This window comes from Actinoallomurus purpureus (assembly GCF_024055795.1).
Taxonomy (GTDB): domain Bacteria; phylum Actinomycetota; class Actinomycetes; order Streptosporangiales; family Streptosporangiaceae; genus Actinoallomurus; species Actinoallomurus purpureus.
The window spans coordinates 1-26,790 of sequence record NZ_JAMXMY010000024.1; the positions used below are offsets into that span (position 1 = coordinate 1).

The window sequence follows — 26,790 nt, forward strand, 5'->3', positions numbered from 1 at the left end:
GGCGGGGGCGGGGGCGGGGGCGGGGGAGGCCGTCGCCGGGATCGCGGAGCGCGTGCACTCGGCGGTCGGTCGGTGGTTCCGGCTGAGTTGGCCGCGGACGCGCGGACGTCAACGTGCACGGCCCACGATGAGTCCATGAGCCGCGACGGCCGCGAGACGGGCGGCGGTCGTCGCGCGAATAGTCTGCGCGTGGCCTGGCTGGCCGCCGAATTGTGTGTGAAACCCGGTATTGACAGCGGTTATGCCTCGTCCGTATCTTTTCCTCAGCCAGAACCGAATCGGGGCGTGTTCGGAACGGTTTACTCACTCGCTGTGGATTCGGAAGGCATCATGCGAAGCAAGAGGATTGTTACAGCCATGGCCATGGCCGGGGCGATCGTCGGCACGAGCATTGCGGTGGCACCCGCCGCGATGGCCGATACCGCATCGATCTGCGGATCGTCGTACCACACCGTGTGGGGGCCGAAGAGCGTCTACACCGAGATCGGCATCTATGCGGGTAGCGTCTACATCGGCTACAACTCGTCGAACGGCTACAACTGCGCGTACCTCACGGTGAGCAGCCAGACGGTGGCCTCGCACGGATATCGTCACAGCGTCACCATCATGAATACCAAGACCGGTGACCAGAGCCCGCCCGACGACGGCGCCTACAACTCCTTCGCGGGGCCCGTGTATGTGAAGGCGGTCGACGCCTGTGTCAAGGCATGGGGAACCGTCACCTACACCCGCGGCGACGGCCTTGACGGCGACGGTTACTACAACACCGGCGCTGTGGCGTGCGGCTGACGTGCTCCGGAGTGCACCTCCTGCGATGAACGCATGAGCCGCAAGGTGGAGTAGGGCGATGTGACACGCGGCGCGCCGATGTGACACGCGGCGCGCTGTGCCACCACTTCGCCGGCAAGGAAGAGCTCTTCCGCGCGGCCCGTGAGGTCCCTGCACGGGATGATCGATTCTTTGTTCGACGGATCGCCCGATTCCCGCTGACGCGGCGATCCGCGTGCGCTACCGTTGGCACGACTTCGAACACAGGTTCGATGTCATGTCCGTGCACGTCTTGAGGAGGCGGGGCCGGTGGCGATCCTCACCGCTCCGGGTGCGACGCGGTGCCGGCCGCATCGTCGCGCGACACGCCGTAGCACTTTCTACGGAAATCTACGGCCGCAGCTATATCCGCTCATAGAGTCCGAGAGCGTGGACCCCGTGCGCAATCCGTACGCCCCCGGCGCTGGACAGCGGCCGCCCGAGCTCACCGGGCGCGACCGCGAGCTGCGGCAGTTCGAGGTCGTCCTCGAGCGCGTCGCCCATGGCCGCCCCGAGCGCAGCATGATCCTCACTGGTCTGCGCGGCGTGGGCAAGACCGTGCTGCTCAACACGTTCCGGTCGATGGCGATCCAGCGACTGTGGGGCACCGGCAAGATCGAGGCGCGCCCCGACCAGTCGATCCGCCGGCCCGTGGCCTCGGCCCTGCACATGGCCGTGCGCGAGCTGGCCCCCCGGCATCGCGCGCCCGACCGCATCGAGGGATTCCTCGGCGTGCTCAAGGCGTTCGCGCAGGCCGACGCCGAGCCGGTCAAGGGCAAGACGGTGCCGCGCCGATGGAACCCGGGCATCGACGTGCCCGCCGCGCGCGGCCGGGCCGACTCCGGTGACCTGGAGATCGACCTGACCGAGCTGTTCGTCGACGCGGCGTCGGTGGCCACCGATCTCGGCGTGGGCATCGCCCTCTTCGTCGACGAGATGCAGGACATCCCGGCCGACGACGTGTCGGCGCTGTGCGCCGCCTGCCATGAGCTGTCCCAGAGCGGCGGCCCGCTCATCGTCGTCGGCGCCGGGCTGCCGCACCTGCCGGCGGTGCTGTCGGCCAGCAAGTCCTACTCCGAGCGCCTGTTCCGGTACGCCCGCATCGACCGGCTCGACCGGGCCGCCGCCGACCTCGCCCTGCTCGCCCCGGCCGAGCGGGAGGGCGTGACTTTCACGCCCGACGCCCTCGACGCCCTGTACGAGGCGGCCGACGGCTACCCCTACTTCGTCCAGGCGTACGGCAAGGTGGCGTGGGACATCGCGCCCGAGAGCCCGATCAACGCGGGTGACATCAAGGTCGCGGCCCCCGAGGCCGAGGGGGAGTTGGCCGTCGGTTTCTTCGGCAGCCGGTACGAACGCGCGACGCCGGCCGAGCGCGACTACATGCGGGCCATGGCGTCGCTGGGCGACGACCCGGTGCTGACCTCGAGCGTCGCCGAAGAGCTGGGCCGCAAGCCGTCCAGCCTTTCGCCGGCCCGCGATGGCCTGATCAAGAAGGGTCTCATCTACAGCGCGGAGCGCGGGCTGGTGGCCTTCACGGTCCCGCACTTCGGGCATTTCCTCAGGTCGCAGCCGGTCTGAGGCCGTATATCGGCCTCTTGTGAAACCGCTATAGAGGCGTAGACATCGCGATCGTGCGTCGAGCGAAATCTACGACTGTCTAGCCAACACCTTAGAGAGCCCTAGAAAACGCGATGGCCGGGTGAGAAGCCGGACAGCCGTCGCACACCGGACCGCCGCCGATTCGAGTTCCGTATACGGGTTTCTAGCGCAGCCGGAAGAGGCCGCTATACGGAGGCAGAGACGCCGATGAGGTCGGCGGTGCGGATGACCCGCGCGAACCGTCCGTGGTGCAGGCTGGCCGCGGTAGCGCGGGTGAGCTCCTCCGCCGTCACCGTCTCCCCGTCCGGGCCCACGGCGTCGAACGTGTGCATCGCGTCGATCGGGTAGAGCACGTCGTACCCGAGGTTGCCGCCCATGCGGGCCGTGGTCTCGTTGCACATGTTCGTCTGGATGCCCGCGATCACGATCTGGCGGATCCCCCGCTCGCGGAGCCAGCCGTCGAGGTCCGGCCTGCCGTAGAACACCGAGTTGACGTTCTTGGTCACGAACAGGTCGGGCTCGGCACCGCCGAACGCCGCGATGACCGCGTCCTTGATCTCGTTGCCCGGGGACGCCGGCGCCAGCGGCGACCCCTCCGGGCTGTCGTGCCGGACCAGCACGATCGGCCGGCCCGCCGCTCGCCAGGCCCGGATGAGGTCCACGATGTTCCGCTCGGCGGCCGGGTTGTCCCGTCGGCCGAAGTACGGGTCCTCGAAGCCCTTCTGGACGTCGATGACGATGAGCGCGGCGTTCTCACTGAGTTCTGTCATGTCACCGAGCATCCCGCCGACGGCGTGGGGCCACGAGTGGCAGAAATGTCGATGTGCGGTACTTTTCTGCCATGCGTACCGTCGGTGTCGTCCTCTGTGACGGCATCCGCCCCTTCGACTACGGCGTGATCACCGAGGTGTGGGGCGTCTCCCGGCCCGGCTGCCCGGGCTTCGAGCTCTGGCGCTGCGGTGAGGGGCCCGTCGCCCTCCAACACGGCGTGACCATCGCCCCCGACCGGGGCCTGGACGCGCTCCGCGAATGCGACCTCGTCGTCGTGCCCGGCCGCGTCGACGCCCTCGCCCCCGTGTCCGCCGCCGTCCTCGGCGCGCTGCGCGCCGCGCACGAGGCGAAGGTGCCGATCGCGTCGCTGTGCGCCGGGGCGTTCGTACTGGGCGCGGCCGGCCTGCTCGACGAGCGCCGGGCCGTGACCCACTGGGCCCTGACCGGAGCCCTCGCCGAGCGCTACCCCGCCGCCCGCGTGCAGCCCGACGTGCTGTTCGCCGAGGACGGCGGGATCTGGACCTCGGCCGGTACCGCCGCCGGCATCGACCTGTGCCTCCACCTCGTGCGTCAGGCATGCGGCGCAGCCGTCGCGAACTCCATCGCCCGGCGCATGGTCACCGCCGCCCATCGGGAGGGCGGGCAGGCGCAGTTCGTCGAGCATCCGGTCCCCGCTCCCGCCACCGCCCAGTCCGCCGTCGCCGACACCCTCGAGTGGGCCCGCCACCACCTCGCCGAGCCGCTGTCCGTCGCCGACCTGGCGCGGCGGTCCGGCACGGCCCCCCGTACGTTCGCGCGGCACTTCACGCAGCTGACCGGCACGACGCCAGCGCACTGGCTCATCCGGCAGCGGGTCGCGGAGGCGCAGCGGCTGCTGGAGACGACCGACCTGGCCGTCGAGCAGGTGGCGGCGCGCACCGGATTCGGCACCGCCACCATGCTCCGCCGCCACTTCGCACGCGTCGTCGGCGTGCCGCCCACGAGCTACCGCCGTACGTTCGCCGGTTCCCCGACGAGCCCGTAGTCCTTCAGCGTGAGGGCGTTGACGACCTCGTTGAGGAGCTCAAGGCGCTCCTCGTACGCCTTGGACGTCGCCTCCGCGTCGCCCGACGCCTGCGCCTCGATGTGCTCCCGGTTCTCCAGCGCCAGGGACTGGTTCGCGACGACGAAGTCGCGGAACTCCGTCTCGTACGCCGCGAACGCCGTCCGGTGATCGCCGTCGGCCGCCGCCAGCTCGCCGGCGAGGACGTACGCGCCGATGAGGGCCATGCTCGTACCCTGCCCCGTCAGCGGCGACCCGCAGTAGCCGGCGTCGCCGAGCAGCACGACGCGCCCGCGCGACCAGTGGTCCATGCGGATCTGGGCCATCGAGTCGAAGTGGAAGTCGGGCGCGTCCCACATGTACTTCAGCGCCGTCGGGAACACCCAGACGTCGCCGACGCGGTCGGCCAGGAGCCGCTTCTGCGCCTCGACGTCGCGGAAGTCGTAGTCGATGGGCTCCTCGGACTCGAAGCCGATGTAGACCCGGGCCTCCGCGTTGCCCCGCGCGCTCATGACGCCGCCGCCGACGTTGCCCGCCATGCAGAAGGTCTGCCAGCGGTCGAGGCCGAGGAAGTTGGGTGCGGTGTACACCGCGAGGTAGGTCCCGAGGTGGCGGATGTACTCCTGCTCGGGGCCGAACACCAGCCCCCGGACGTTGGAGTGCAGCCCGTCGGCGCCCACCACGAGGTCGTACGACCGGGTACGGCCGCTCTCGAGGGTGACGTGGACCGCCTCCTCGTCCTGGACGATGGCGGCGATCGAGTCGTCGAACAGGTACTCCACCCGGTCCCCCACCGCATCGCGCAGCAGCTCGATCAGGTCGTCACGCAGGATCTCGATGTCGGGGCTGTCGAGGTCGCCGCCGCTGAACGTGCGCTCGGTGCTGGAGAACAGCTCATTGCCGGCCCCGTCGACCGCCGACGAGCCGCGCATGTCGGTCCTGAGCCGCCGCAGGCCGGGCAGGACGCCCATGTGCTCCGCGACGGTGATCGCCGGACCGCGCACGTCGATCGCCTGGCCGCCGGGCTGCGGTACGGACGCCCGCTCCACGACCGTCACGTCGAAGCCGTGGCGGTCCAGCCAGTACGCCTGGGCGAGACCGGCGATGCCGGCGCCGGAGATGAGGACGCTCGTGTTCCGCATGAGGGACTCCCTGGGGTTCGGATCGGCGCGGTGTCTCCCGCGCCGATCCGAATATCGCCCCCGGTGCGCACCATCGGCTGACAGAGCACTGGCAGCCGGCGGCGTGCGGCGTCAGCGATCCCTCAGCGTCCGACGGGGCTGTGCACCCGCTGCGGACCGGAGTCGTCGTCCTGGCGTTCCCAGCCGGGATCCCAGGCGACCCCGGCGCGTACGCCCGACGGCCGTCCGTCGATCGGCACCGCGAACACCACCTCCACGGGCCGCCCGTCGACCTCCCCGGGGTAGACGAGGTAGCGATGGCACAGCTCGCGCCACACGTCGGTGGGCTCGCGCGACGTCAGGGACGCCGCGTGCTCCCGCCAGGCCGGGCTGGGCCGCAACGCCGCGTAGGTCGCGCCGAGGGGGACGTCGCGGAACTCGCAGGGGATCGGATGGAGCCGGCGCTGGACGGCGGCCACCACCTCGGGGGACAGCGCCAGGAACACCGCGCAGTCCGCGGCCAGCAGCGCGACGGACCACCCTCCCGCCGAGCCGAGGACCTGCGCACCGGTCTTCGGGACTCCGGCCGACGCGACGGCCACCCCCGTCAGCACCGCCGCGCGGACCACGCCGAGACGGCCCGCGGGGGTCGAGCTGAGGCGGCCGAAGCAGCCGCACGCCTCGTCGGACCCGCGCCGGACGAGGTCGGCGACCACCGACGTCGCGCTCGCGAAGAACACCACGCTCGCCAGCCGGACCACGAACAGCGGGGTCGTCAGCAGCAGGATCCCGAGCATCCCCTCGACGGCCGCCACGGTCAGGGTGACGGCGCCTCGCCGATCCCGGCCGAGAGCCGGCGTACGGGCGTGGGGGAACGCCTTCGCGACGCCCGCGACGAGAAGCAGGACGGCCAGGAACGGGATCTGTACCTCGAGGACGAGCGCGGTCATGGGCGGTCCACTCGTACCGTGACGTTGAAGCATCCGGCGTCCAGGTCGCCGCCCAGATCGACGAACGCGCTCCTGGACAGTTCGATCACCCGGCCGCGCGGGGAGGTCCCGCACCGCACGCAGCGGTCGCAGAACCGCGCCGCCAGGCAGCCGCACTCGATGACCGGCACGTGCGCCTCCAGACCAGTGCACTCGTTACGGACCCGCAGCTCGCTGCCCAGTGACAGGTACGGCAGCCGTGCGGCCGGACCGGCTCCGCAGCCGCCGCCGGCACCATGGGGATCCAGGGCCGGGTACGCCGCGCCGCGCACGCCGTCGGGATCGTCGTACCACGTCGCCGTGCCGCGCAGGACCCGCGCGGACGTGCCCGACCGGCGCGACGGCGGGGCGACCGCGTGCGGAGAGGGCTGGGGGGAGGTGCGCGCGGGGCGCAGCCCGATGACCTTGTGGTCCCGCCGGACGCCGATGACGTCGAGCAGCGCACCGGGCTCCAGCCGCGGATGGCGCACCTGTACCCGGCGCAGCGCGTGCTCCGGCACGGTGACGGTCAGGTGCCCGCGATGCGGACCGGCGTCCACCTCGAACACCTCTCCGACGCGCTTGGTGATCACACCGGTGACCCGCGCGATGTCGACCCAGACGCGCTCCGCGGCCAGGCCGCCGGCCCCCGCCGGGCGCACCACCACGTGCCGCCCGGGACGCAGCGCCGCGAGCTCGGCCCGGCCGTCGTACCAGATAGAGACCGAGGCCGACATCGGGAGCCGCACCTGTGAACCGTCCGCCAGGGTGAGCACGAGGACGTGCGGACTGGCGTCGGCGATCACGCCCTCGATCGCGCGCCGGGGCCAGGAATCGTTCTCCTCGAGATAGCGCAGTGGATCGCTGAACACCGCCTCCCGTAGTCGACGCCGACGGTGCATTAAATCGTGCGAGGGCAGCATGGGGGAAGCTCCGAACATCGATGGACACGCTCATGGCCGTTGCGACGGAAGTCGCACGTCAAGCCTTACTCGGAGCGTTCCTTCTGTCGACTCCTTTGTCCAAATCGGCCAAAGATGCCGAGAGGTATACGTGACGGTTTTTCATGATTGCCGCGCGGCGGGTTGGCCGAAACATGAGGCCCGAGTTGATCCGTAATTACGATCTTCGTGCGATCGTCGGCATGGTGTCAGAACGAACTCCCCAGCATGCCGGGCGGTCATGTGGGCGCAGCGACGCACGATGAGTTCCGTGACTACGTCGCGGCCCGGCGCCCCACGCTCCTGCGCGCGGCCCTCCTGCTCACCGCCGACCGTACCGAGGCCGAGGACCTGCTTCAGGCCGCCTTGGCCAAGACGTACCTCGCCTGGGACCGGATCGAGGACCGCACCGCGCTCGACGGCTACGTCCGTCGCGCGATGGTGAACATCAACATCTCCTGGTGGCGGCGGCGCCGGCTGGAGGAGTACCCGACGGACGAGATGCCCGACACGCCCGTCGCCGACCACACCGACCGCAGCGAGCTGCGCGACGCGCTCGACCGCCTGCTGGACCGCCTGCCCGCCCGCCAGCGCGCGTACATCGTGCTGCGCTACTTCGAGGACCTCACCGAGGCCGAGATCGCCGACGCGCTCGGCGTCAGCGTCGGGACGGTCAAGAGCACCGTCTCACGGGCCATGGCCAAGCTGCGCGAGGACGCCGACGAGGAGTTCGCCGACTCGACCGAGCCCGGGTACTGACAACGGCCCACGTGACGGACCACAATCCGGTCACACCGTTCCTAGCGTGGAGGCCGCCGTGTGGAGCACGATGCAGGACCATCCGCTGACCATCTCGTCGATCATGCGATACGGCACCCGGATCTTCGGTGACGCCGAGGTCGCCACCTTCACCGGCGACGGCATGCGGCGCACCTCGTACGCCGAGCTCGGCCGCCGCGCCGCCCGGCTGGCGAACGCCCTGCGCCGCCTCGGCGTCGACGCCGACCAGCGGGTCGCGACCTTCCAGTGGAACAACACCGAGCACCTCGAGGCATACCTGGCCGTCCCGTCGATGGGCGCGGTCCTGCACACGCTCAACATCCGGCTCTCCGCCGACCAGCTCGTCTACATCGCCGACCACGCCGAGGACGACGTCGTCATCGTCGACAACACGCTGGTCCCCCTCCTGGCCTCGGTGCTGCCGCGGATGAAGACCGTGCGCCACGTGCTCGTCGTCGGCGACGCCGACCTGACGCCGCTGGAGGCCGCGGGCAAGGAACTGCACTCGTACGAGGCGCTGCTGGCCGCCGCACCCGAGACGTTCGACTGGCCGGAGATCGACGAACGCCAGGCCGCGTCGATGTGCTACACCAGCGGCACCACCGGAAACCCCAAGGGCGTCGTCTACTCCCACCGCACCGCCTACCTCCACGCGATGGCCGCCTGCACCGGCAACGCCTTCGCGCTGGCCGCCGCCGACCGGGTGCTCCCCGTCGTGCCGATGTTCCACGCCAACGCCTGGGGCCTGCCGTACGCCGCCCTCATGGCCGGCGCGTCACTCGTCATGCCCGACCGGTTCCTGCAGCCCGAGCCCCTCGTCCGCATCATCGAGGACGAACGCCCGACCGTCTCCGGAGCCGTCCCCACCATCTGGAACGAGGTCCTCCGCCACGTCCAGGAGAACGAATCGGACCTCAGCTCCCTCCGCCTCGTGCCCTGCGGCGGCTCGGCCGTCCCCGAGTCGCTGATGCGCGCCTTCGACGACCTCGGCGTCCGGATCGTGCAGGCATGGGGGATGACCGAGACGTCGCCGCTCGCCTCGGTGGCGCACCCGCCGCCGGCCTGCTCCGACCCCTGGCGCTACCGCGCGACCCAGGGCCGCATCATGAGCGGCCTCGAGGTCCGCGTCGTGGGCGACGGCGACACGGTCCTGCCCTCCGACGGCACCTCCGTCGGCGAGATCGAGATCCGAGGCGCCTGGATCACCGGCTCGTACTACAAGGACGAGGACCCCTCGAAGTTCCACGACGGCTGGCTGCGCACCGGCGACGTCGGCACCGTCTCCCGCGACGGCTACCTCATCCTCACCGACCGCGCCAAGGACGTCATCAAGTCCGGCGGCGAGTGGATCTCCTCGGTCGAGCTGGAGAACCACCTCATGGGCCACCCGGACGTCATCGAGGCCGCCGTCATCGGCGTCCCGGACCCCAAGTGGCAGGAACGCCCGCTCGCCTCGGTCGTCCTCCGCGACGGTGCGTCCACCTCGGCCGCCGACCTCCGCGCGTTCCTCGCCGAACGCGTCCCCAAGTGGCAGCTCCCAGAGCGCTGGTCCTTCATAGCCGCGGTTCCCAAGACCTCAGTCGGCAAGTTCTCCAAGCGAACCCTCCGCCAGCTGTACGCCGACGGCGCCCTGGAGGTAACGGAGCCGGAGTAGGTGCGGGTCGCGGGATGGCGAGCGGTGATCGTCGAGGTTCGTCGTCGTCGGAGGTGCGAAAACTCTCGATGGGAGGGCGCCGACACCCGTCGCGGCCAATCGCTTTGCCGGTAGGGCCCCATGACCGGTACGCTGTGTGCGGCCTGCTGGCCACCGAGGAGGCTTCGCCTAGTCCGGTCTATGGCGCCGCACTGCTAATGCGGTTTGGGCTTACCGTCCATCCGGGGTTCAAATCCCCGAGCCTCCGCCCCATGATCAGGGCCTTCCCCAGTGAACGTTGGGGAAGGCCCTTGATCGTTTCTGGCGGCTGGAACGGCCCCAGTTGCAGTCTCAGTTGCAGTTGCTATCCCTCGCCCCACAGGGCGGCAGCCATCCGGGTGCCCGCGTCCTGGATCTGGGCGGCGGCCACGAAGGTCTCACACACGCCGTGCAGACTCTCGGTGAACTCCCTGTCGAGCACGGACCACCGGCGTGCTCCGTACCGCCGGCCGCGTTGTCGCCGCCTTCCGAATCCGTTCCGGTAGCCGGCGCCGGAACAGAGAGCTGCGATCATTATCGATTGGTTACTACTTCTACTTGATGCAGTTGGTGGGGACCCAGCCCTTGCTGCCGCGGTACGTGACGTGATCCCAGTCGTCGGACTTGCCTCCGCACGCCTTGTACTTGCCGCCCTTCGGCGTGAACCCAATCCAGCAGGCCTTCGTGTTCTTGTAGACGAAACGCAGGCTCGCGGAGTTGGAGCGGGGCGACTTGCGGAGGTGGATTTTTTCTTTCGCCGTAACGGAAATGCACTTCGAGGCTTGGACCGTCGGCGCGGCCTGGCGAGTCGTGGTGGTGGGTTGTTTCGCGAAAGCCGAGGTGGCGGTCCCCGCTCCAACAAGGGCGAGGGCGGCAACAGCCGAAGCGACGAACAGATGTTTCTTCATGTGGGGGAGATCTTCCTCTCGGGGAGTCGCGTCCAGTCGACGTGTTCCTGTTGCTCCCAGGAACGCGGCCGCTCGGGTTGCTTATGTGCCCAATGCGACCCGTTTCCTCGCCGGGAGTCATCGGGAAATGTATTTTGATTATAGACATCTGGATGTCAGGTTTTGTGGCGACCTAAAGAACAACATGTGACATGTATCACATGTGGATAGCAAGGTGATTTCGAGGCCGCCCGTCTCGGGCATTTTCACCAGGCGGTCGTCCGGCTCAGGGGGTCAGGGTTCGCCGTGCGTGGTCACGTGATCCGGAGAGAACCGTCTTCGTTCATCTCGAAGGCGCCGGTCCGTACGTGCAGGTGTCCCTCAGTGGGAAAGGCGGGCGGTCGGGGAGGGAGTAGGGAGCGGAGGACGTATCGGCATTTCTCCGCGACGCGACACGAAGCAGGGTTGTCCGCGGCGTGCAGCAGTTCGAGGGAGGCCAGGGGCATCCCGGCCTGCGAGCCGAGCGCCCATCGGGACACCGCCTCGAGCGCGCGGGGAGCGATTCCCCGGCCTCGGACCTCGGCCGACGTCCAATAACCCACCTCGGCCTTGGTGGGGTCCGCTCCTCCCTTGACGACGATGTGGCCGACGGGACGGTCGGGTTCGCTCAGGTCGCTGCCGCACTCCGCCACGGCGAAGCTGAAGCGGGTGCCCGCGGCCCAGCCGTCGTCTTGGTCGCGGATCCATCGACGGGCGTCGGCCTCGGTGACCAGAGAGGTGATCAACCGACGCATGTGCGGATCACGATGAGCCGTCACCAAGGCCATCGCGTCTTCGGCACGCCACGGTCGCAAGCGCAATGCGGGGGCGGACGCGGTCGAGTCCACGGACAGGGTGACGGTCATGCCGCTCCTTGATCAGGCCCCCGAGCACGGGGCGGTCGGCATCGGCGAAAGGTCCGAATGCTCGGGGGCCGTGGTCACGGAACGGGGGTAAGGCCGCACCGCCTTGCAGCGGTGTCCTTCACCGGGCAGTCTGCCCGGTCAGGACGCGTTGACGGTCACTTCAGGTACCAGATCTGGTACGCGCCCTGGTTCTTCTTGTGGGTGTAGACCTGTCCCTTGGCGTTGCCGTCCAGGTAGAGGTTGGTCGCCCAGTCGAGCCAGTTGGCCGGGGGGGCGAGCAGCCAGTACTGGTTGTTTCCGCCGTTGCATTTGAGGGTGTAGACCTTCCCGGCCTTGTTGCTGTCCAGGCAGCGGCCGGTCGCGACGTTCTTGACGTACCAGGCGGTCCTGATGTGGTCCATCTTGTGGGACGTGAGCTTCCACTGCTGGTTCTTACCGCCGTTGCACTTGAGCGTGTAGACCTTCCCCGCCTTGTTGCTGTCCAGGCAGCGCCCGGTGGCGTCCTGAACGATCCGGTGCGGGCCGATGGTCTGGGCGGACGCGGTGGTCGTCGTCGCGGCGACGAACCCTGCGGAGGACAGCAGTACTAAAGCGCCGGCCGTGGAGGAGGTTCTCATTCGCATCGGTCCCGTCTCCCTTGCCTCGCGGAAAAGTCGATTGTGCGGACCCGATCAACGTAACTCTGCGAACGATCTTGGTCGATAGCGGTCTTGGTGAATATTCGACGAATGTGGTCGGAGTCTGGTACGGGGGTCGAGGCGCCGGGGAACGCGCGAAAGTGCCCCGAGGGGTTCCTCGGGGCACCGCCGCGGCTCAGGCTCCGTCAGTTGAAGAGCTGGCCCCGCACGGCGCCGCCGGGGAACTCGGCGCTGTGCAGGTTGGCGTAGAACCCCGACGGGTTGCCGGCGATCTGGCTCACGACCGCCCGGTCCACGCCGGTCGCGGTGCCGGAGATGGCGAAGACGGTGTTCGGCACGGGCGTGGTGAACAGCGGGACGACGACCGGGCCGTTGACGCCGAAGGCGCCCTTGTGGATGTGGCCGAGGGTCGGGTTGACGCCCAGCCAGGCGAAGGAGTAGCCGACCTGGTCGCCGCGGGCCCGGATGAACGCGACGGCGCGGCCGTCGGGGTCGCCGACCTTCGGGCCGTTCGCGACCGGCACCTCCTGGTCCCCGGCGAGGAACGCCCGTGCCCCGCCGCCCTTCAGCAGCGCCAGGACGTCGGCGGCCCGGTTCAGCGGGGCGAGCTGCCCGCGGACGGCGCCGCCGGGGAACTCCTTGCTGTGCAGGTTCAGGTAGAAGCCCGACGGATTGGCGCGGAGCCGGTCCGCGACGGCCGGGTCGGAGACGGTGACGGCACCGGCCGCCGCGTCGGTGGTGTCCGGCATGGGGCTCGTGAACAGCGGGACCTTCACGTCTCCGTTGGCCCCGGCGACGCCCTCGTGAATGTGGCCGAGGGTGGGCGCGCCGATGTTCTTCCAGCTGAAGGCGAACGTGACCCGGTCGCCCTGGACGCGGACGACGCCGGTGGCGCTGCCGTCCGGGTCGCCGACGGCCGGCTTTCCGGCCACCGGGACCTCGTTGCGGCCTGACAGCCGGGCGGCCAGGAAGACCGGCTTCTGCCGGGCCCGCGCGATGGCGGCGTTCAGGTCGACCTGAGGCTCGGGCGCCTCGCTGGACGCGGCGGAGCTCGGCATGTCCATGCCCGGCATCCCGGGCGTCGACGGTGAGGTCGCCTGGGCGGGTTGGGAGCCGTACGGTGCGGGCGTTTCGGACTCCGCCCGGGCCGTGGCGGTGCCGAGCGCGCCGAAGGTGAGTGCCAGGGCCGGGATGGTGAGGGTACGAATGCGCATTTCCAGTCTCCGTTCGCTGAGTCGTCCGGGAGTACGGCGGATACCGCGCGCCCGGTTCAAGGAAGAACAATTTTTTTCACATTGAACCCTCGCGACTTCGCGTGCGTACCGCATGCCGACACGCAGATCTCGGCTACGTCAGGGAGCAGTTCTCATGCGCGCACGATTCGTCATCCTCGGTACCGCCCTCACCATCGGTCTCGCCGCGTGCGGCGGCGGCGGTGGAACCGAAGAGCGGCACCATTCGGCGGCCTCCGGTGTCCAGGCCGCGAGCGTCAAGATCAGCCAGTCGAGCCTGGGGCCGATCCTCACCGACCGGACAGGACGGACCCTGTACGCGTTCGCCAAGGACAAGGACGGCGGCAGCAGCTGCACCGCGGACTGCATCGCCACCTGGCCCGCACTGACGAGCCGCGGCACCGTGACCGCCGCGAGCGGCGCGAACGGCTCGCTCCTCGGCAGCACCCGGAGGGCGGAGGGCACGACGCAGGCCAAGTACGGCGTCTGGCCGCTCTACTACTACGCCGGCGACATGAACGCCGGAGACGTGGACGGTCAGGGCGTCGACGGAGTCTGGTTCGCCGTGGGCGCCGACGGAAAGCTGGTCAAGGCCGCAGGGTAGTCCGCCGTCGGAGAACGCGCGGGGAGGGCCGCTCGAACACACTCAGAGGACCTATCCGGAAAACCGGATGACTCGCGCCGAATTTCGCGAAAGGGCCGGGCGTATCCGCCCGGCTTTTCGTGTTCCTCCCGGGTGGATTGGTTTATTCAGACCGGTATCGACAAGAGGGTTCCGCCGCCCTCGATCAGCACGACCAAACGGGATATCTGCGCCCGCCCGACGCTGGTGCCGCCGTGGACCTGAAGATGGGCCGGCGCCCCCGGCATCCCGTATCCCTTGGGTGGAACCGCCCACTCCGTCACCGCGCGCCGTTGCCCGGTCCGGGTGACGGCCACCAGCCGGCAGGTCAGCGGGCCGCGGACACCGGCCAGATCGAGGGCGACCTGCGTCCCCCACGGCGTGCTCTCGGTCGCGACCATCCCGCTCGCGTGGGAGACCGGATCGGTTGCCGAGTGGCGCTCGCCCCGGGCCAGGAGGTCGGCGGCGGGGCTGCCGTGGTGGTGGGTCTGCGTGCGGGAGCCCGTGAGGGCGGCGCCGGCCGTCACCCCTCCCGCGACGATGGCGACACCGGCCGCCAGACCGATGACGAGGGTGCCGCGCCTGCGGCGGCGTGCGGCCCGGCGCCTGTGCCGCAACAGGTCGGTGACGTCTCCCGGCGCTCCACCGGGGGCGGGTTCGACCGGGTCGACTTCGGTGAGCAGCTCCCGCATCCCGGTGAACTGCTCCACCTCCGAGGCGCAGGACGCGCACGCGGCGAGATGTTCCTCGAACGCCCGGCGGTCGTCCTCCTCGAGCAGACCCAGAACGTAGGCGCCGACATCGGTGTGCGCGACGCTCATCTGGTCATCCCCCGGTCTCTCCCACACGGCGCGACCCACCCCGGATCACGTCATCGACCCTGGACTTCACCGTATCCGGGCACGGGCGCGACGCCCACCTCCGGGCGCGACATCCCTTCCGAGCGCGGCGCCGGCCTTCCGGATCGTTCATACGGGGAGGCGGAGTAGCGTCCGGCCGTCGTTCGCCTCCACCTCGAAGCGCACGAGGTCGGCGCGTGTGATCGCCGTGCCTCCGTGAACCTTGAGGTGCGCCGGTGAACCGGGAACGCCATAGCCCTCCGGCGGTACGGCCCACTCCGTGACGACGTGCCGCCGGCCCGTCCGGGCGACGGCGACCAACCGGCAGGTCAGCGGACCATGGACGTTGCCGAGGTCGAGGGCGACGTTCGTGCCCCAGCCCTTGCTCTCCATCGCGATCGTCCCCACGGCACCCGTCCGGGGGTCCGTTGCCGACCGCGTCTCGCCCGACCTGAGCAGGTCGGCGGCCAGGTTCTGATGGTCGTGGGCGATCTGTTGGTGCACGTGGTCCACGGTCGCCCCACGGCCGGCGGCGGCGCCGACCGTGGCACCGGCCACGACCAGCGTGACCGCGGCGGCGGCGCCGAGCACCGCGGTCCGCCTCCGGTGGTGGCGACGGGCCGTCCTGCGGTGGCGGAGCATGTCGACCAGCACGCCGTCCGGCTCGTCGTTCTCAGCGGGCGGCTCCAACTCGGCGGGCGGCTCCACGTCGCTCAGCAACGCCGCCAGGCCGGTCAGGTCGGGCAACTCCTCCGCACACGCGGCGCAGGACGCGAGGTGGGCCTCGAACGCGTGCCGGTCCGGTTCCTCGAGCAGATCGAGGGCGTACGCGGCGACGTCCGTATGCCGGATTCCGGCGGTCACGCGAGCACCCCCCGCTCTTCCAGGGCCAGCTTGAGCGCCCGGAGCGCGTAGTACGTCCGGGACTTGACCGTGCCGACGGGGATGCCCAGCACCTCGGCCGCCTCGTTGACGCTTCGATCCCGCAGGATCGTCTCGCGCAGGATCTCGCGGTGGGCCGGCGTCAGGGCGTCCAGCGCCTGGGTCACGACGACCGAACGCAGGAGGCTCTCCATCCCGTCCGCGACCTGGAGGTGCTCCAGCGGTCCCTCCCCCGCCTCCGCCGGCCGTGCCGCCCTGCGGCGCCGGTCGTCGATGACGATCCGGCGCGCCACGGTCGCCAACCACGGCATCAGCGAGTCGCCATCGGTGTCCAGGTGGCCGATCGAGTTCCAGGCGCGGATCATCGTCTCCTGGACCACGTCCTCCGCCCACAGGCGGTCGCCGCCGACCAGGCGCATCACGAAGGTCAGCAGGGGGCGATGGTACGCGCGGTACAACTCCGCGATGATCCGGTCGTCGTCGGCCGCCCGGATCCGGCGACCCCACGCGCGCGGGCCGCGCGACCGCGGAATCCGCGGGGGCGAGCCGTCACGGCGGGCCGGCCCGGGATCATCGCCGGCAACATCTCGACGCGGTGAGGAGACGGGGGTCTGCTGGCGCATCTCCGGGCCCCGTTACGGACCGTGCCGTCTGGCGACGCGTGTCCCGGACGCACACTCGGCGTTCGCGGGCCGCACCAGGAGCGGCCGGGACGCTCCCGGCCGCCCCGCCCCCGACGGTTCGGCCCCCGCTCGATCGGCCCCCGGCCGTACTGTCCCCGTCCGTACGGCGATGGGCCGTCGAGTCATGTCGATCGTCCTGCCTTCCGAGTCCGATGTCGGCAGGAAGTACGCCAGCGCGTACGGCGGGGGTTCAATCGATCGGGAGGAAATCCGAAAGAACGGGAGGAACGTCGGTCGCCCGGCCCGTCTCAGCCAGTGATCTCGGCGAGTTTTTCCAGGTCGTCGGGGCTCGGAGTCCACTGGCCGGCCTCGACGTTTCCGTGCACCTGCTCGGGAGAGGTGGCGCCGGCGATCACCGAGGCCACGGTCGGCTGGGCGGCGAGCCCGCCGATGGCCACGTGCAGCATCGACACGCCGCGCTGGTCGGCGAAGTCGCGGATCGCCTCGATGGTGTCCCAGTCCGCGGCGGCGTGCATGGAACGCCTGCCGTCGCCGATCCGCGTGCCGGCCGGAGGCGTCTCGTCCCCCCGGTACTTGCCGGTGAGCAGGCCGCTCTCCAGCGGGAAGTACGGCAGCAGGCCGACGCCGTACGCCTGGCAGGCGGGGAGGAGTTCGGCCTCGGGGCCGCGGCGCAGCAGGTTGTAGTAGTTCTGCGCGCTGACGAACCGGGCCCCGCCCGCGGCACGGGCGATGTAGTCGGCCTCGACGACCTGCCATCCGGCGAAGTTCGAGGAGCCGATGTAGCGGACCTTGCCCTCACGGACCAGTTCGTCCAGCGCGGCGAGCGTCTCCTCGATCGGCGTCACCCCGTCGGGCGCGTGGTACTGGTAGAGGTCGATGTGGTCGGTCCGCAACCGCCGCAGCGACGCTTCGACGGCCCGGCGGATGTAACGTCGCGATCCGCGCGCGCCGAAGTCGGGGCCGCCCGCACCACGCATGTCCATGCCGAACTTCGTCGCGACGATCACGTCGTCGCGGCGGCCGGCGAGGCACTGGCCGAGGATGTCCTCGGAGAGGCCGGGTTCACCGCCGTAGACGTCCGCCACGTCGAACAGCGTGATCCCGGCGTCGAGGGCGGCGTCGATGACCTTCTGGCTGCCTTCGACGGTCTGCGTGCGCGTCTTGGGCCGGCCGAGGTTGTTACAGCCGAGACCGACGACGGAGACCATGAGACCGGAGTCGCCCAGCGGGCGATAGACCATATCGGACATACGTCGAGCGTATTCGAGCACTTCGCGCCGCGGACGCTCGACCGCTTGGTCGCCGCCGGCGTGGGCGATGCGGGAAGCCGGGCCGCGTCGGCCCGTGCCTGGCCGTCTCCCCGGCCGGCCGCCGTGGTTCGGAGAACCCTGGATCAGCCGGCGTGGCGCCACCGGGCCTCTGCGCCACCGGGCCTCTGCGTCACCCCGCGTCGGCGTCACTCCGCGTTAGCGGCACCGGCCGTAGGCGCCATCGGGCCTCGGTGCCACCGGCCGTCGGCGGCACCAGGCGCTCCGGGCCCGGTGGCCACGCCGCCCCCTTTCTTTAAGGCCGCCTTAAGCGGGCGGCGCTTCTTCTTTAAGAGCGGCATAAAACGCGGATTCGGGAATCGTGCCATGCCTAGGATCACCGCAAGTTTCGTAAAGTTTCCTAACTAGGAGTAGGTGCATGGCTCGAATCCACGGTCGTCCCCGCGGCCGGTCCATCGCCGCCGTCGTCCTCGGCACCGCCCTGGCCGCGAGCGGCTGCGCCCAGGCCGGCGGCGCCACGAAGACCGCCGCGACCGTGAGCGTCAAGGCCGCACCAGCCGCCTTCGTCCATCCCGGAGTGCTGGTCAGCCAATCCCAGCTGGACTTCGTACGCTCGAAGGTCAAGGCGGGCGCGCAGCCGTGGAAATCCGCCTACGGCCAGATGATGGGCAGCAGATACGCCTCCCTGTCCCGTACGCCGGCACCGCGTGCGGTGGTCGAGTGCGGCCCGATCAGCAACCCGAATCACGGCTGCACCGACGAGCGCGAGGACGCGCTGGCGGCCTACACCGACGCGCTCGCCTGGTACGTCACCCGGGACGCCCGGTACGCCGACAAGGCCATCCAGCTCATGAACGCCTGGTCCGCGGTGCTCAAGGACCACACCAACAGCAACGCGCCGCTGCAGTCCGGCTGGTCCGCGTCGGCGTGGCCCCGGGCAGCGGAGATCATCCGGTACACCTACACCGGCTGGAAGAGCGACGCCATCACCCGCTTCGGCGGGATGCTGCGGAACGTCTACCTCCCGAAGGTCATCAACGGTTCCAACAGCAACGGGAACTGGGAGCTCAGCATGATGGAGGCCGCGGTCGGCATCTCCGTCTTCCTGAACGACCGGACGAGTTACGACAAGGCCATCGCCAGGTTCCGCAAGCGGGTGCCCGCCTACATCTATCTCTCCTCGGACGGCGCGCTCCCCGTCGCCCCCGCCGGTAGCGGCATCGACACGAAGTCCGAGATCGTCAAGTACTGGCAGGGCCAGTCGACGTTCGTGAGCGGCCTCACGCAGGAGACCTGCCGCGACTTCGTGCACACCGGATACGGCATCTCCGCGATCTCGCATGTCGCCGAGACCAGCCGGATCCAGAAGGAGGACCTCTACCCGGAGGTCGGCGAGCGGCTCCGGCAGGCGCTGGGCTTCCAGGCCAAGTACCAGCTCGGCGCGGCGGCCCCGTCCTGGCTCTGCGGCGGCACGCTCAAGCGCGGTATCGGGCCCGTCACGGAGGTCGGTTTCAACGCGCTGCACAACCGGTCGGGCATCGCGATGACGAACACGCAGAAGCTCACCGAGCAGCAGCGGCCCGCGGGAACGAACAACCTTTTCGTCGCGTGGGAGACCCTGACCCACGCCGACAACCCGGCCTGAGCGGGCGGCACCGGTCCACCGCGTCGCGCGGTGGACCGGGCCGGCCACCCGGCGGTGAGAACGGCCACCCGGCGGTGAGAACGGCCGCGTGGCCGGCGTCCGTACGCGAAGCCCCGGGGCGACGTGGGGATCCGCTCCGCTCAGGCGACGGGTGACGACAGCCACGCGTCGATCTCCCGGCGCAGCCGTGCCCTGATCGTCTCGGGGGCAAAGGAAGACTCGACCCCCGCCCGCGACAGTTCGGCCAGCACGGCGTCGTCGTACCCGAACGCCTCACGGATCCGGGCGTACTCGTCGGTCAGCGTGGTGCCCACGATGGACGGGATGTCGGTGTTCACCGTCACGACGAGCCCGGCGTCCCGCAACCGGGGCAGTGGATGCGCGGCGAACGAGCGGGCCAGACCGAGCGCGACGTTCGACGAGGGGCACACCTCGAGGGGCAGGCCCCGGTCCCGTACCTCGGCGACCAGGTCGGCGTCGTCCAGCACGCGGATGCCGTGCCCCAGCCGCTCGGCGTGGCCGACGGTCATCGCCTCGCGGATGCTCGCCGGCCCGCAGGTCTCACCGGCGTGGTGCACGAGGTGGAGACCGGCCTCCCGGGCCGACTCGATCACCTCGGCGAACGGTGCCAGGGGATGGGACTCGTCACCGGCCAGACCGACCCCGAGGACCCCGTCCGCGGCGTACCGCGCGGCCAGGTCGACCGTGCGCCGGGCACGGTCCACCGAACGCCGCCGCGAATGATCCAGCAGGACCCGGCACTCGATGTCGTACGTGGCCTGTCCCTCGGCCAGCCCCTCGAGCACGGCCTCCAACGGCATCTCCGGCCGGCCGAGGCGCTCGCCGTGCGCGGCGGCGGTGAAGGTGACCTCGGCGTACCGCGTCCCCTGCGCGGCCTCGTCGGCACAGAACTCCACGGCGATCCGCCGGAAGTCCTCCGGCCGGCGCAGGCAGTCGCGGACGATGGTGCCCAGATCGGCGAACCGGCGGAAGCCGTCGAACACGACCGGGCCGCCGGCGGGCGGATCCGGGACCGGCACCCCATTGGCCGTACCGATCTCCTGGAGCGTCGCCCACCGGATGGCGCTCTCCAGGTGGACGTGCAGATGGGCCTTTGGCAGGCGGGTCAGGTCGCGCACCCGCGCAGCTTAAGAACCAGATCCGGACATGTCATCTCAATATCGGGGGACCCCGCTCCGCAGTCGCAGGTCCGCCAGGCCGTTTCCAGGACCGCCGGGTAATGACAACACCAAGGATCGGCGCGGAATGGTGCGCGCGTCATTGCCCGTCATTTGCCGTACCGGTCTCCCGCCTGGGCATTCCCGTGCCTGCTCGTGGAGAACCGCGCCGCCGGGCGGGTGACCCTTTTACGTGCCGATCCGGCGCTCACCGACGGGCATGAAAGGCGGTGTTAGCCTTTCGACCGCTCAGCAAGAAGGCTCGACTTCCCGAGATCACCGGCCATCTGGAGGGTGCGTGAAGCGGTACGACCCGTACGCGCGGACGACGTTCTGCGCGACGAGTACGATCGCCGCCCAAGCATCCCGGTTTCCGCTTCCGCGGGCACGATGGGTGAATCTCGACAACATCCCGATCCGACGTGATCGTGTGATCCCGCCGCGCACGCTACTTGGCGAAAAGTCATTCGCGGCTGGATGACGGAAAACCGCCCGCGTCTTCACCGAAGAAAACAATCACCCTTGGGGGACCAATGCGTAAATGGACTGTTCGCGCCGCCCGCGCCCTCCTCGTCGGAGCCGCGTTCGCGGCGGCCGGCGCCGGTATCGCCAACGCCGACACCACGAGCGGCGACCACAGCCTCCTCGGCGGAACGCAGATCCCGGTCACCGCTCCCAACCTGCTGGCGGGCAACGCCCTCAACGTTCTCAGCTCGAACTCGAGCGCGTCGACGGGCAGCACGCAGCGCTTCCGGTACAGCTACCACCGCAGCCGCAACATCGAGGCGACCTCGCTCGGCGGCGGGTCCGTCGGAAGCGGTAACCAGGTCAGCGCTCCCGTGAGCGCTCCGATCCTGATCTGCGGCAACGCGATCGCCGCCGACGGCCTCGGCACCGCCACCTGCCACGGCTCCGCGAGCATCTCGAGCGGGTCCGCGTCGCAGGCGAGCTCCGCCTGCTCCGCCTGCGCTCAGGCGCCGGCGCAGCCGGCCGCCCCGGCCTGCCCGGCGGCCTGCGCTCCCGCGCAGCCGGCCGCGCCGGTCTGCTCGGACGCCTGCGCCGCACCCCAGGCTCCCACCAAGCCGGTCTGCTCGGAGGCCTGCACTCAGGTCGGGGCGCCGATGTGCTCCTCGGCGTGCGCCCAGCAGAGCGCCGACTCGTCGCAGAGCCAGCTCCTCAGCAACAACCAGGCCAGCGTTCCGGTCTCGGCGCCCATCACCATCTGCGGTAACGCCGGGGCCATCCGGGGCCTGGCGGCGGCGGCCTGCGACGGGAACGCCTCCTTCACGAAGGGCGGCACCTCCTGACTCGAGCTCCATTCCGCCCGGCCGGTCCTCGGCCGGGCGGTTTTCTTTTTCCCGGACGGTCGATTTCTCCTCTTTGCCGAACACCGAGGCCGGAACGGTCGGCTCCGTTTACTCGGATCTGACTCATCCGAATGTATTTACTGACCTCTCCTTATCGCGAATCTGTCGAGATCCGGATGGCGAGGATTGAGCCGAAAAGGGTAATGGTACGTCTCCCGTCTTTCAGGGTATGTGCTGCTGCTGAGTAGGTCACTTGCCATTTGGAGGATGGTGGATGAAGTCGCCATACGACGATTGCGCTCCGGTCATAAGATTTCGTCTCGGCGCGGCGCGCCCCGCTTTACTGCGATACCCGGTCATCGGTGTCAGCGTGCTGATCGCCTTGTCCGCACCGTCGGACGCGTCGGCCCGTACGGAGCGGAGATACGCGGTGATCGCGGCGTCGGGAACGGCTCATGGGCAACGGCTGGCCGTGCACGCCTATGAGCGTTACCTCGCCCGGATCGCCGCCCAGAAGGCCGCTGCCCGCCGGGCCGTTCACTTCGCCTACCGGCAGATGGGCAAGCCCTACCGCTGGGGCGGGGCCGGCCCGCGGTCGTACGACTGCTCCGGCCTGGCGATGGCCGCGTGGCGTAAAGGCGGCGTCGGCCTGCCGCACCGGGCCGACATCCAGTACCACACCATCCGGCGCAAGGTCCCGATCAGGAGCCTGCGCCCCGGTGATCTGGTCTTCTTCTCCGGCGCCAGCCACGTCGGCATCTACGTCGGACACGGGCACTTCATCCATGCCCCGCACACGGGGACGGTGATCCAGCGCGGCTCCCTGACCGGCTGGCGGCGACGGGCCTTCGCCGGTGCCGCCCGGCCCGGAGCCCCCGCCTACCGGGCGTGGCCCCGATGGGTCCGGACGCTCGCCGGCCGTCCTCGACGGCAGGCCCCCGGGTCGGGGGCCGCATCGGCCCGGCCGGCGGTCTGGGAGGGCTCGCTGTCGGTACCGGCCCGGTCGGCGGCCGCGAACGGCTCGGCGTCCGTCCCACGTCGGCGGGCGGCCGTCTCCGGCGGCTCGCCGTCCGTACCGACGCGGTCCGCGGCGGTCTCGCACCGGGCCGCCGTCGCTCCGGCCGGATCCGGGGTCGCCTCGGGGGCTCCCGAATCCGCACCGGCGGGACCGGCCGCCGCGTCGGCCGTGACGGCCATGCCCACGGCCCCCAGCGGCTCGCCGGCGCCGAGCGGCTCAGCATCGGCGGGTTCGCCGGTACCGAGCGGCTCAGCACCGACGGAATCGCCGGCACCGAGCAGCTCGCCGGCACCGAGCAGCTCGCCGGCACCCAGCGGCGCGTCGGCGCGGGACAGCGGCTCAGGGACGGCGTCCGGCGGCTCCCAGCCGACATCCGCGCGCGTCCAGTCGACGCCCACGCGTTCTCAGCCGACGCCCGGCGTCTCCTCGACCGGACATGCGGGCTCGCCCGCCGGCGGGGAGAAGCCGACCGGGCAGGTGGGAGCGCCCTGACCAGCGCCTCTCGGGTCTTACCGCACTGCAAAGGTTTATTTGCGACGTACTGGGAAAAGTGCGTTCACGGCTGCTGTGGGGGCGAACATGAACGGAAACGATCGTGGTTCGGAGCGATGTCCCGGACACGGGCGATGGGCATCACCGCGGAACGACACGCGCCACGCGGTGATCCGTACGCTCGTCGCCGAGCATGTGCACGTGCTCCGGTTAGGGTTGTCCGCCTGTCTGGACCGTGAACCCGATATCCGGGTCGTCGCCGACCTGAGCGACGGGGACGGTCTCGCGGCGGCGGTCGCGGAGTCGCGCCCCGCCGTCGCCGTCATCGATGTCGACCTGCCCCCGCCGGTGGGCTCCATCGGCGTGGCACACCTGCGCGAGCTGACCGCCGAGTGTTCCGTCGTGATGCTGGCCGACCGCGGTGACCCCGTCGGCGTCCGCCGCGCGCTGGCCGTCGACCCGCTCGGCCTGCTGAGCAGGCAGGCGCCGGTCGAGGTCCTGACGCGCGTCATCCGCCAGGTCGCGGCGGGCCGGCCGGTGATCGACCCGGAGCTGGCGGCCACTGCCCGCGCCGTCGAGGAGAACCCGCTGACGCCCCGCGAGCTGGAGGTCCTTCGCATCGCGGCGAACGGCGCGACGACGGCGGAGATCGCCGCCCGGCTGTCCCTGTCCGTGAAGACCGTACGAAACCACCTGTCGAGCGCGATCACGAGGACGGCGGCCCGCAACCGGATCGACGCGATCCGGATCGCCATCGAGCGCGCGTGGCTGTGAGCACGTGTGGGCTGTGAGCGCGCGTGGCTGTGAGCCGCGTGGGCTGTGAGCGCGCGTGGCTGTGAGCACGGCGGGCGGTCCGGTCGATCGGCCCGCGGTCAGAGCGCGCCCGGCACCAAGGTCGCGCCGAGCGTGTCCAGGAGGTCCATCACCGGCTGCAGCTTCTCGTACAGCAGCAGGATCGGCTCGCCGGGTGCGGATACGCCGAGCGCGATGCCGACCGCGCCCTTGAGGTCACCCGCCGGGTGGACGTGGACGTCGGGGCGGGCGTCGACGAGCCCCCGCCTGATCAGGCCGGACATCTCGCCGGGTCTCCTGCCCCGCAGGTCCTCGTCCTCGTACACCACCACCCGCCCGAAGGACCGGGCGACCGCGCGGGCGGTGTCGATCACCAGGTCGTCGCAGCGGTCGCCGGGCAGGGTCACGGCCGCCACGCCGTCCCGCCGCCAGACCCGTCGCATGAGTTCGCCGACCGCGGCGACGGCCGCCGGGTTGTGGGCGTAGTCGACCACGACCGGCCGGTCGTCGATCCGGAAGGCGCAGCCGCGCCCCGGGTTGAGGTCGTGCGGCTCGAACGACCGCAGTCCCCGCGCCACCAGGTCGGCGCGCATGCCGAGGGCGCGGGCCGCCGCGGCGGCCGCCAGCGCGTTGCCGACGACGTGCCGGGCCAGCCCGCCGAACGACCCGGCGACGTCCGCGGCCGGCAGCAGCGCCAGCCTCTCCTCCGCCGTCCCCTCGGTCAGCAGGCCGTCCTCGACGAAGTACGCGACGCCACCCGCCCGCAGGTGCCGCTCGACGCGTGGTTCGGCCGCCGACATGGCGAAGTAGCGGACGACCGGCTCGCGGTCCCGTACGCGCGGGCGGTCGGCCAGCGCGGCGGTCCGGGGGTCGTCGGCGTTCAGCACGAGGTGACCGCCACGGCGGATCTCCTCGGCGACCAGCGCCTTGATCTCCACGAGGTCGTCGACGGTGGTGATGTCGTCGACGCCGAGATGGTCGTCGGTGATGTTGGTCAGGACGGCGACGTCGGCGCGGTCGTAGCCGAGCCCCCGCCGTACGATGCCGCCGCGCGCGGTCTCGAGCACCGCCGCGTCGACGGTCCGGTCCGCGAGCACCATCGCGGCGGAGCGCGGGCCGGAGGCGTCGGCCCGGTAGATGAGCTCCCCGCCGACGTACACGCCCTCGGTGCTGGTCATCCCGATGCGCCGTCCGTCCTGCGCCAGCAGGTGCGCGATCATCCGTACGGTCGTGGTCTTGCCGTTGGTGCCGGTGACGGCCACGATCGGCACGCGTCCGGACGTGCCGGGCGGATACAGCCGATCGATGATCTCCGCGGCGACGTCGCGGGGCCGCCCCTCGTACGGCGCCAGGTGCATGCGCAGGCCGGGCGAGGCGTTCACCTCGATGACGCCGGAGGCGCCGGCGTTGGGCGGCAGCGGGGCGGCGATGTCCGGCAGGCGCAGGTCGATGCCGCAGATGTCGAGGCCGACCGTCGCCGCGACGCGGCGGCAGAGCCGTACGACGTCGGGGTGGACGTGGTCGGTGACGTCCTTGCTGGTCCCGCCGGTCGACAGGTTGGCGTTGCGGCGCAGCGTCACGACCTCGCCGGCGTTCGGCACGGAGGACGGGTTCAGGCCCCGGCGTGCCAGGTGGGTCAGCTCCGTGGCGCCGAGCGCGAGGCGGGTGAGCGGGCGGCCGTGGCCCTCGCCGCGCGCCGGGTCGGTGTTCGCGGCGGCGACCAGGTCGGCGATGGTGGACACCCCGTCCCCGGTCACCCGGGCCGGGCTGAGCTCGGCGGCGGCGACCACGCGGTCGCCGACCACGAGCACCCGGTGGTCTCGGCCGGGGACGTAGGTCTCCACGAGCACGGCGTCTCCGTCGGCGGAGGCCGCGCTGAAGGCGGCGGCCACCTCACCGGCGTCCGCGAGCTCGATCCACACGCTCTCCCCGTGGTGGCCGGCCAGCGGTTTGACCACGACCGGGGCGCCGATCTCCTCGTACGCCGCGATCGCCTCCTCGACGGTCGTCACGACGAGACCCTCCGGCACCGGCAGCCCGGCGCTCTCCAGGAGCCGCTTGGTGAGCATCTTGTCGCCCGCGGCCTCCACGCCGATCGCGGACGTCCGGTCGGTCATCGCCGCCCACACCGTGCGCCGGTGCCGCCCGTACCCGAGCTGCAGCAGGTTCAGGTCGCCGACCCGGCGTACGGGGACGCCGCGCCGCCGGGCCGCGTGGGCGAGGGCGGCGGTGCTGACGCCGAGGCGGGTCCGCTCGTGCAGCGAGGCGAGGGCGGCGAGTTCGGCGTCGAGGGCGCCGCCCGCCTCGCCGTCGTTGACCAGACCGGTCACCGTACGGACGGCGAGGTCGATGAGGTCGCCGACGAGCGGCGTCTCGGCGGGCTCGTCCCAGGGGCGTTCGAGGATGAGGTCGTAGCGTCCCGGTGCTCCGGCCCACACCGTACGGCCGAAGCAGACGTCCCGGCCGATCATCGCGGACAGTTCGAGCGTCACGTGCTCGGTGACGTGCCCGAAGTACGTGCCGCGGGCCATCGCGGTCAGCAGCCCGCCGGGCCGGCCCGCGGAGCAGTGGTGGTCGGCGAGGCCGGGAAGCGCGCAGACCAGCCGCTCGGCGAAGCCGGGGACGTCCGTGGTCTCCCGTTCGGTCAGTTCTCCTAAATCGAGCCGGGCGATGACCACCGGTCGCGAGACGTAGACGTTGGGACCGTTGAGCCGGCGCAAATGCTCGAGGTGCACGG

General features: G+C 70.8%; 24 protein-coding genes, 1 tRNA gene and 1 pseudogene. 12 read left to right on the top strand and 14 right to left on the bottom strand.

Going from position 1 to position 26,790, the window contains the following annotated elements:
• Positions 1-135: 135 nt before the first annotated feature.
• The 3 genes and pseudogenes from NE236_RS34285 (at position 136) to NE236_RS34290 (ending at position 2,388) form a co-directional block, all read left to right on the top strand.
• Positions 136-789, top strand: coding sequence for a hypothetical protein (locus NE236_RS34285; protein WP_252846392.1), 654 nt, complete (start codon positions 136-138; stop codon positions 787-789).
• Between the two features lie 77 nt (positions 790-866).
• A pseudogene (locus NE236_RS44795) lies at positions 867-1,064 on the top strand (hypothetical protein); the annotation flags it as partial.
• A 133-nt stretch (positions 1,065-1,197) separates the two neighbouring features.
• Positions 1,198-2,388: a DUF8462 domain-containing protein gene (locus NE236_RS34290; protein WP_252846393.1), complete on the top strand. Its 1,191-nt coding sequence runs from the start codon at positions 1,198-1,200 to the stop codon at positions 2,386-2,388.
• Between the two features lie 206 nt (positions 2,389-2,594).
• Here the strand turns inward: NE236_RS34290 and NE236_RS34295 are convergent, their stop codons facing one another.
• Positions 2,595-3,179: a cysteine hydrolase family protein gene (locus tag NE236_RS34295; protein WP_252846394.1), complete on the bottom strand. Its 585-nt coding sequence runs from the start codon at positions 3,177-3,179 to the stop codon at positions 2,595-2,597.
• A gap of 71 nt (positions 3,180-3,250) precedes the next feature.
• On the opposite strand from NE236_RS34295, the gene NE236_RS34300 reads away from it, so the two are divergent.
• The gene (locus tag NE236_RS34300; RefSeq protein ID WP_252846395.1) at positions 3,251-4,204 is read left to right on the top strand and encodes a GlxA family transcriptional regulator; all 954 of its coding nucleotides are present in this window, start codon (positions 3,251-3,253) and stop codon (positions 4,202-4,204) included.
• Here NE236_RS34300 and NE236_RS34305 read toward each other — a convergent pair.
• From NE236_RS34305 to NE236_RS34315, 3 genes are all read right to left on the bottom strand, one after another.
• Positions 4,165-5,364, bottom strand: coding sequence for an FAD-dependent monooxygenase (locus NE236_RS34305; RefSeq protein WP_252846396.1), 1,200 nt, complete (start codon positions 5,362-5,364; stop codon positions 4,165-4,167). The genes NE236_RS34300 and NE236_RS34305 overlap by 40 nt on opposite strands.
• A 122-nt stretch (positions 5,365-5,486) precedes the next feature.
• Positions 5,487-6,293, bottom strand: a complete 807-nt coding sequence (locus NE236_RS34310; RefSeq protein WP_252846397.1) for a MauE/DoxX family redox-associated membrane protein — start codon at positions 6,291-6,293, stop codon at positions 5,487-5,489.
• Positions 6,290-7,183, bottom strand: coding sequence for an RlpA-like double-psi beta-barrel domain-containing protein (locus tag NE236_RS34315; protein WP_252846398.1), 894 nt, complete (start codon positions 7,181-7,183; stop codon positions 6,290-6,292). Before NE236_RS34315 ends, NE236_RS34310 begins: the two co-directional genes overlap by 4 nt.
• Before the next feature lie 312 nt (positions 7,184-7,495).
• On the opposite strand from NE236_RS34315, the gene NE236_RS34320 reads away from it, so the two are divergent.
• The 3 genes from NE236_RS34320 (at position 7,496) to NE236_RS34330 (ending at position 9,933) form a co-directional block, all read left to right on the top strand.
• Positions 7,496-8,011, top strand: coding sequence for a SigE family RNA polymerase sigma factor (locus NE236_RS34320; RefSeq protein ID WP_252846399.1), 516 nt, complete (start codon positions 7,496-7,498; stop codon positions 8,009-8,011).
• Between the two features lie 46 nt (positions 8,012-8,057).
• Positions 8,058-9,686 carry a long-chain fatty acid--CoA ligase gene (locus NE236_RS34325; protein ID WP_252846400.1) on the top strand — a complete coding sequence of 543 codons (1,629 nt, stop codon included), beginning with the start codon at positions 8,058-8,060 and terminating at the stop codon, positions 9,684-9,686.
• Between the two features lie 157 nt (positions 9,687-9,843).
• A tRNA-Ser gene (locus NE236_RS34330) sits at positions 9,844-9,933 on the top strand.
• Positions 9,934-10,258: 325 nt separating this feature from the next.
• Here the strand turns inward: NE236_RS34330 and NE236_RS34335 are convergent.
• The 4 genes from NE236_RS34335 to NE236_RS34350 all read right to left on the bottom strand — a co-directional run bounded on the left by NE236_RS34335 (position 10,259) and on the right by NE236_RS34350 (position 13,348).
• Complete coding sequence (locus NE236_RS34335; RefSeq protein ID WP_252846401.1) at positions 10,259-10,612, bottom strand: hypothetical protein; 354 nt, start codon at positions 10,610-10,612, stop codon at positions 10,259-10,261.
• 293 nt (positions 10,613-10,905) lie between these two features.
• The gene (locus tag NE236_RS34340; protein WP_252846402.1) at positions 10,906-11,496 is read right to left on the bottom strand and encodes a GNAT family N-acetyltransferase; all 591 of its coding nucleotides are present in this window, start codon (positions 11,494-11,496) and stop codon (positions 10,906-10,908) included.
• A 155-nt stretch (positions 11,497-11,651) separates the two neighbouring features.
• Positions 11,652-12,119 carry an RICIN domain-containing protein gene (locus tag NE236_RS34345; RefSeq protein WP_252846403.1) on the bottom strand — a complete coding sequence of 156 codons (468 nt, stop codon included), beginning with the start codon at positions 12,117-12,119 and terminating at the stop codon, positions 11,652-11,654.
• Between the two features lie 200 nt (positions 12,120-12,319).
• Complete coding sequence (locus NE236_RS34350) at positions 12,320-13,348, bottom strand: CHRD domain-containing protein (RefSeq protein ID WP_252846404.1); 1,029 nt, start codon at positions 13,346-13,348, stop codon at positions 12,320-12,322.
• Between the two features lie 154 nt (positions 13,349-13,502).
• Between NE236_RS34350 and NE236_RS34355 the strand changes: the two genes are divergently transcribed.
• Positions 13,503-13,970 (top strand): COG4315 family predicted lipoprotein, encoded by a 468-nt coding sequence (locus NE236_RS34355; protein ID WP_252846405.1) that lies wholly within the window; start codon positions 13,503-13,505, stop codon positions 13,968-13,970.
• Between the two features lie 146 nt (positions 13,971-14,116).
• On the opposite strand, the gene NE236_RS34360 is transcribed toward NE236_RS34355, so the two are convergent.
• The 4 genes from NE236_RS34360 to NE236_RS34375 all read right to left on the bottom strand — a co-directional run bounded on the left by NE236_RS34360 (position 14,117) and on the right by NE236_RS34375 (position 17,603).
• Entirely contained in the window at positions 14,117-14,809 is a 693-nt protein-coding gene (locus NE236_RS34360; protein WP_252846406.1) for a zf-HC2 domain-containing protein, read from the bottom strand.
• Between the two features lie 147 nt (positions 14,810-14,956).
• Positions 14,957-15,691: a zf-HC2 domain-containing protein gene (locus NE236_RS34365; protein ID WP_252846407.1), complete on the bottom strand. Its 735-nt coding sequence runs from the start codon at positions 15,689-15,691 to the stop codon at positions 14,957-14,959.
• Positions 15,688-16,167 (bottom strand): sigma-70 family RNA polymerase sigma factor, encoded by a 480-nt coding sequence (locus NE236_RS34370; protein WP_289851248.1) that lies wholly within the window; start codon positions 16,165-16,167, stop codon positions 15,688-15,690. Before NE236_RS34370 ends, NE236_RS34365 begins: the two co-directional genes overlap by 4 nt.
• Positions 16,168-16,640: 473 nt before the next feature.
• Positions 16,641-17,603 (bottom strand): aldo/keto reductase, encoded by a 963-nt coding sequence (locus NE236_RS34375; protein WP_252846408.1) that lies wholly within the window; start codon positions 17,601-17,603, stop codon positions 16,641-16,643.
• Between the two features lie 436 nt (positions 17,604-18,039).
• Here NE236_RS34375 and NE236_RS34380 point away from each other — a divergent pair, with 436 nt between their 5' ends.
• Positions 18,040-19,266 carry an alginate lyase family protein gene (locus NE236_RS34380; RefSeq protein ID WP_252846409.1) on the top strand — a complete coding sequence of 409 codons (1,227 nt, stop codon included), beginning with the start codon at positions 18,040-18,042 and terminating at the stop codon, positions 19,264-19,266.
• Positions 19,267-19,406: 140 nt separating this feature from the next.
• Here the strand turns inward: NE236_RS34380 and add are convergent, their stop codons facing one another.
• Complete coding sequence (add, locus tag NE236_RS34385) at positions 19,407-20,405, bottom strand: adenosine deaminase (RefSeq protein WP_252846410.1); 999 nt, start codon at positions 20,403-20,405, stop codon at positions 19,407-19,409.
• Positions 20,406-20,977: 572 nt separating this feature from the next.
• On the opposite strand from add, the gene NE236_RS34390 reads away from it, so the two are divergent.
• From NE236_RS34390 to NE236_RS34400, 3 genes are all read left to right on the top strand, one after another.
• Positions 20,978-21,751, top strand: coding sequence for a chaplin family protein (locus NE236_RS34390; protein ID WP_252846411.1), 774 nt, complete (start codon positions 20,978-20,980; stop codon positions 21,749-21,751).
• A 370-nt stretch (positions 21,752-22,121) separates the two neighbouring features.
• Positions 22,122-23,261, top strand: coding sequence for a C40 family peptidase (locus NE236_RS34395; protein ID WP_252846412.1), 1,140 nt, complete (start codon positions 22,122-22,124; stop codon positions 23,259-23,261).
• Between the two features lie 168 nt (positions 23,262-23,429).
• On the top strand, positions 23,430-24,035 hold the full coding sequence (locus tag NE236_RS34400) for a response regulator transcription factor (protein WP_252846413.1): 606 nt from the start codon (positions 23,430-23,432) through the stop codon (positions 24,033-24,035).
• 98 nt (positions 24,036-24,133) lie between these two features.
• On the opposite strand, the gene cphA is transcribed toward NE236_RS34400, so the two are convergent.
• Positions 24,134-26,788, bottom strand: coding sequence for a cyanophycin synthetase (gene cphA, locus NE236_RS34405; protein WP_252846414.1), 2,655 nt, complete (start codon positions 26,786-26,788; stop codon positions 24,134-24,136).
• Between the last annotated feature and the right edge of the window lie 2 nt (positions 26,789-26,790).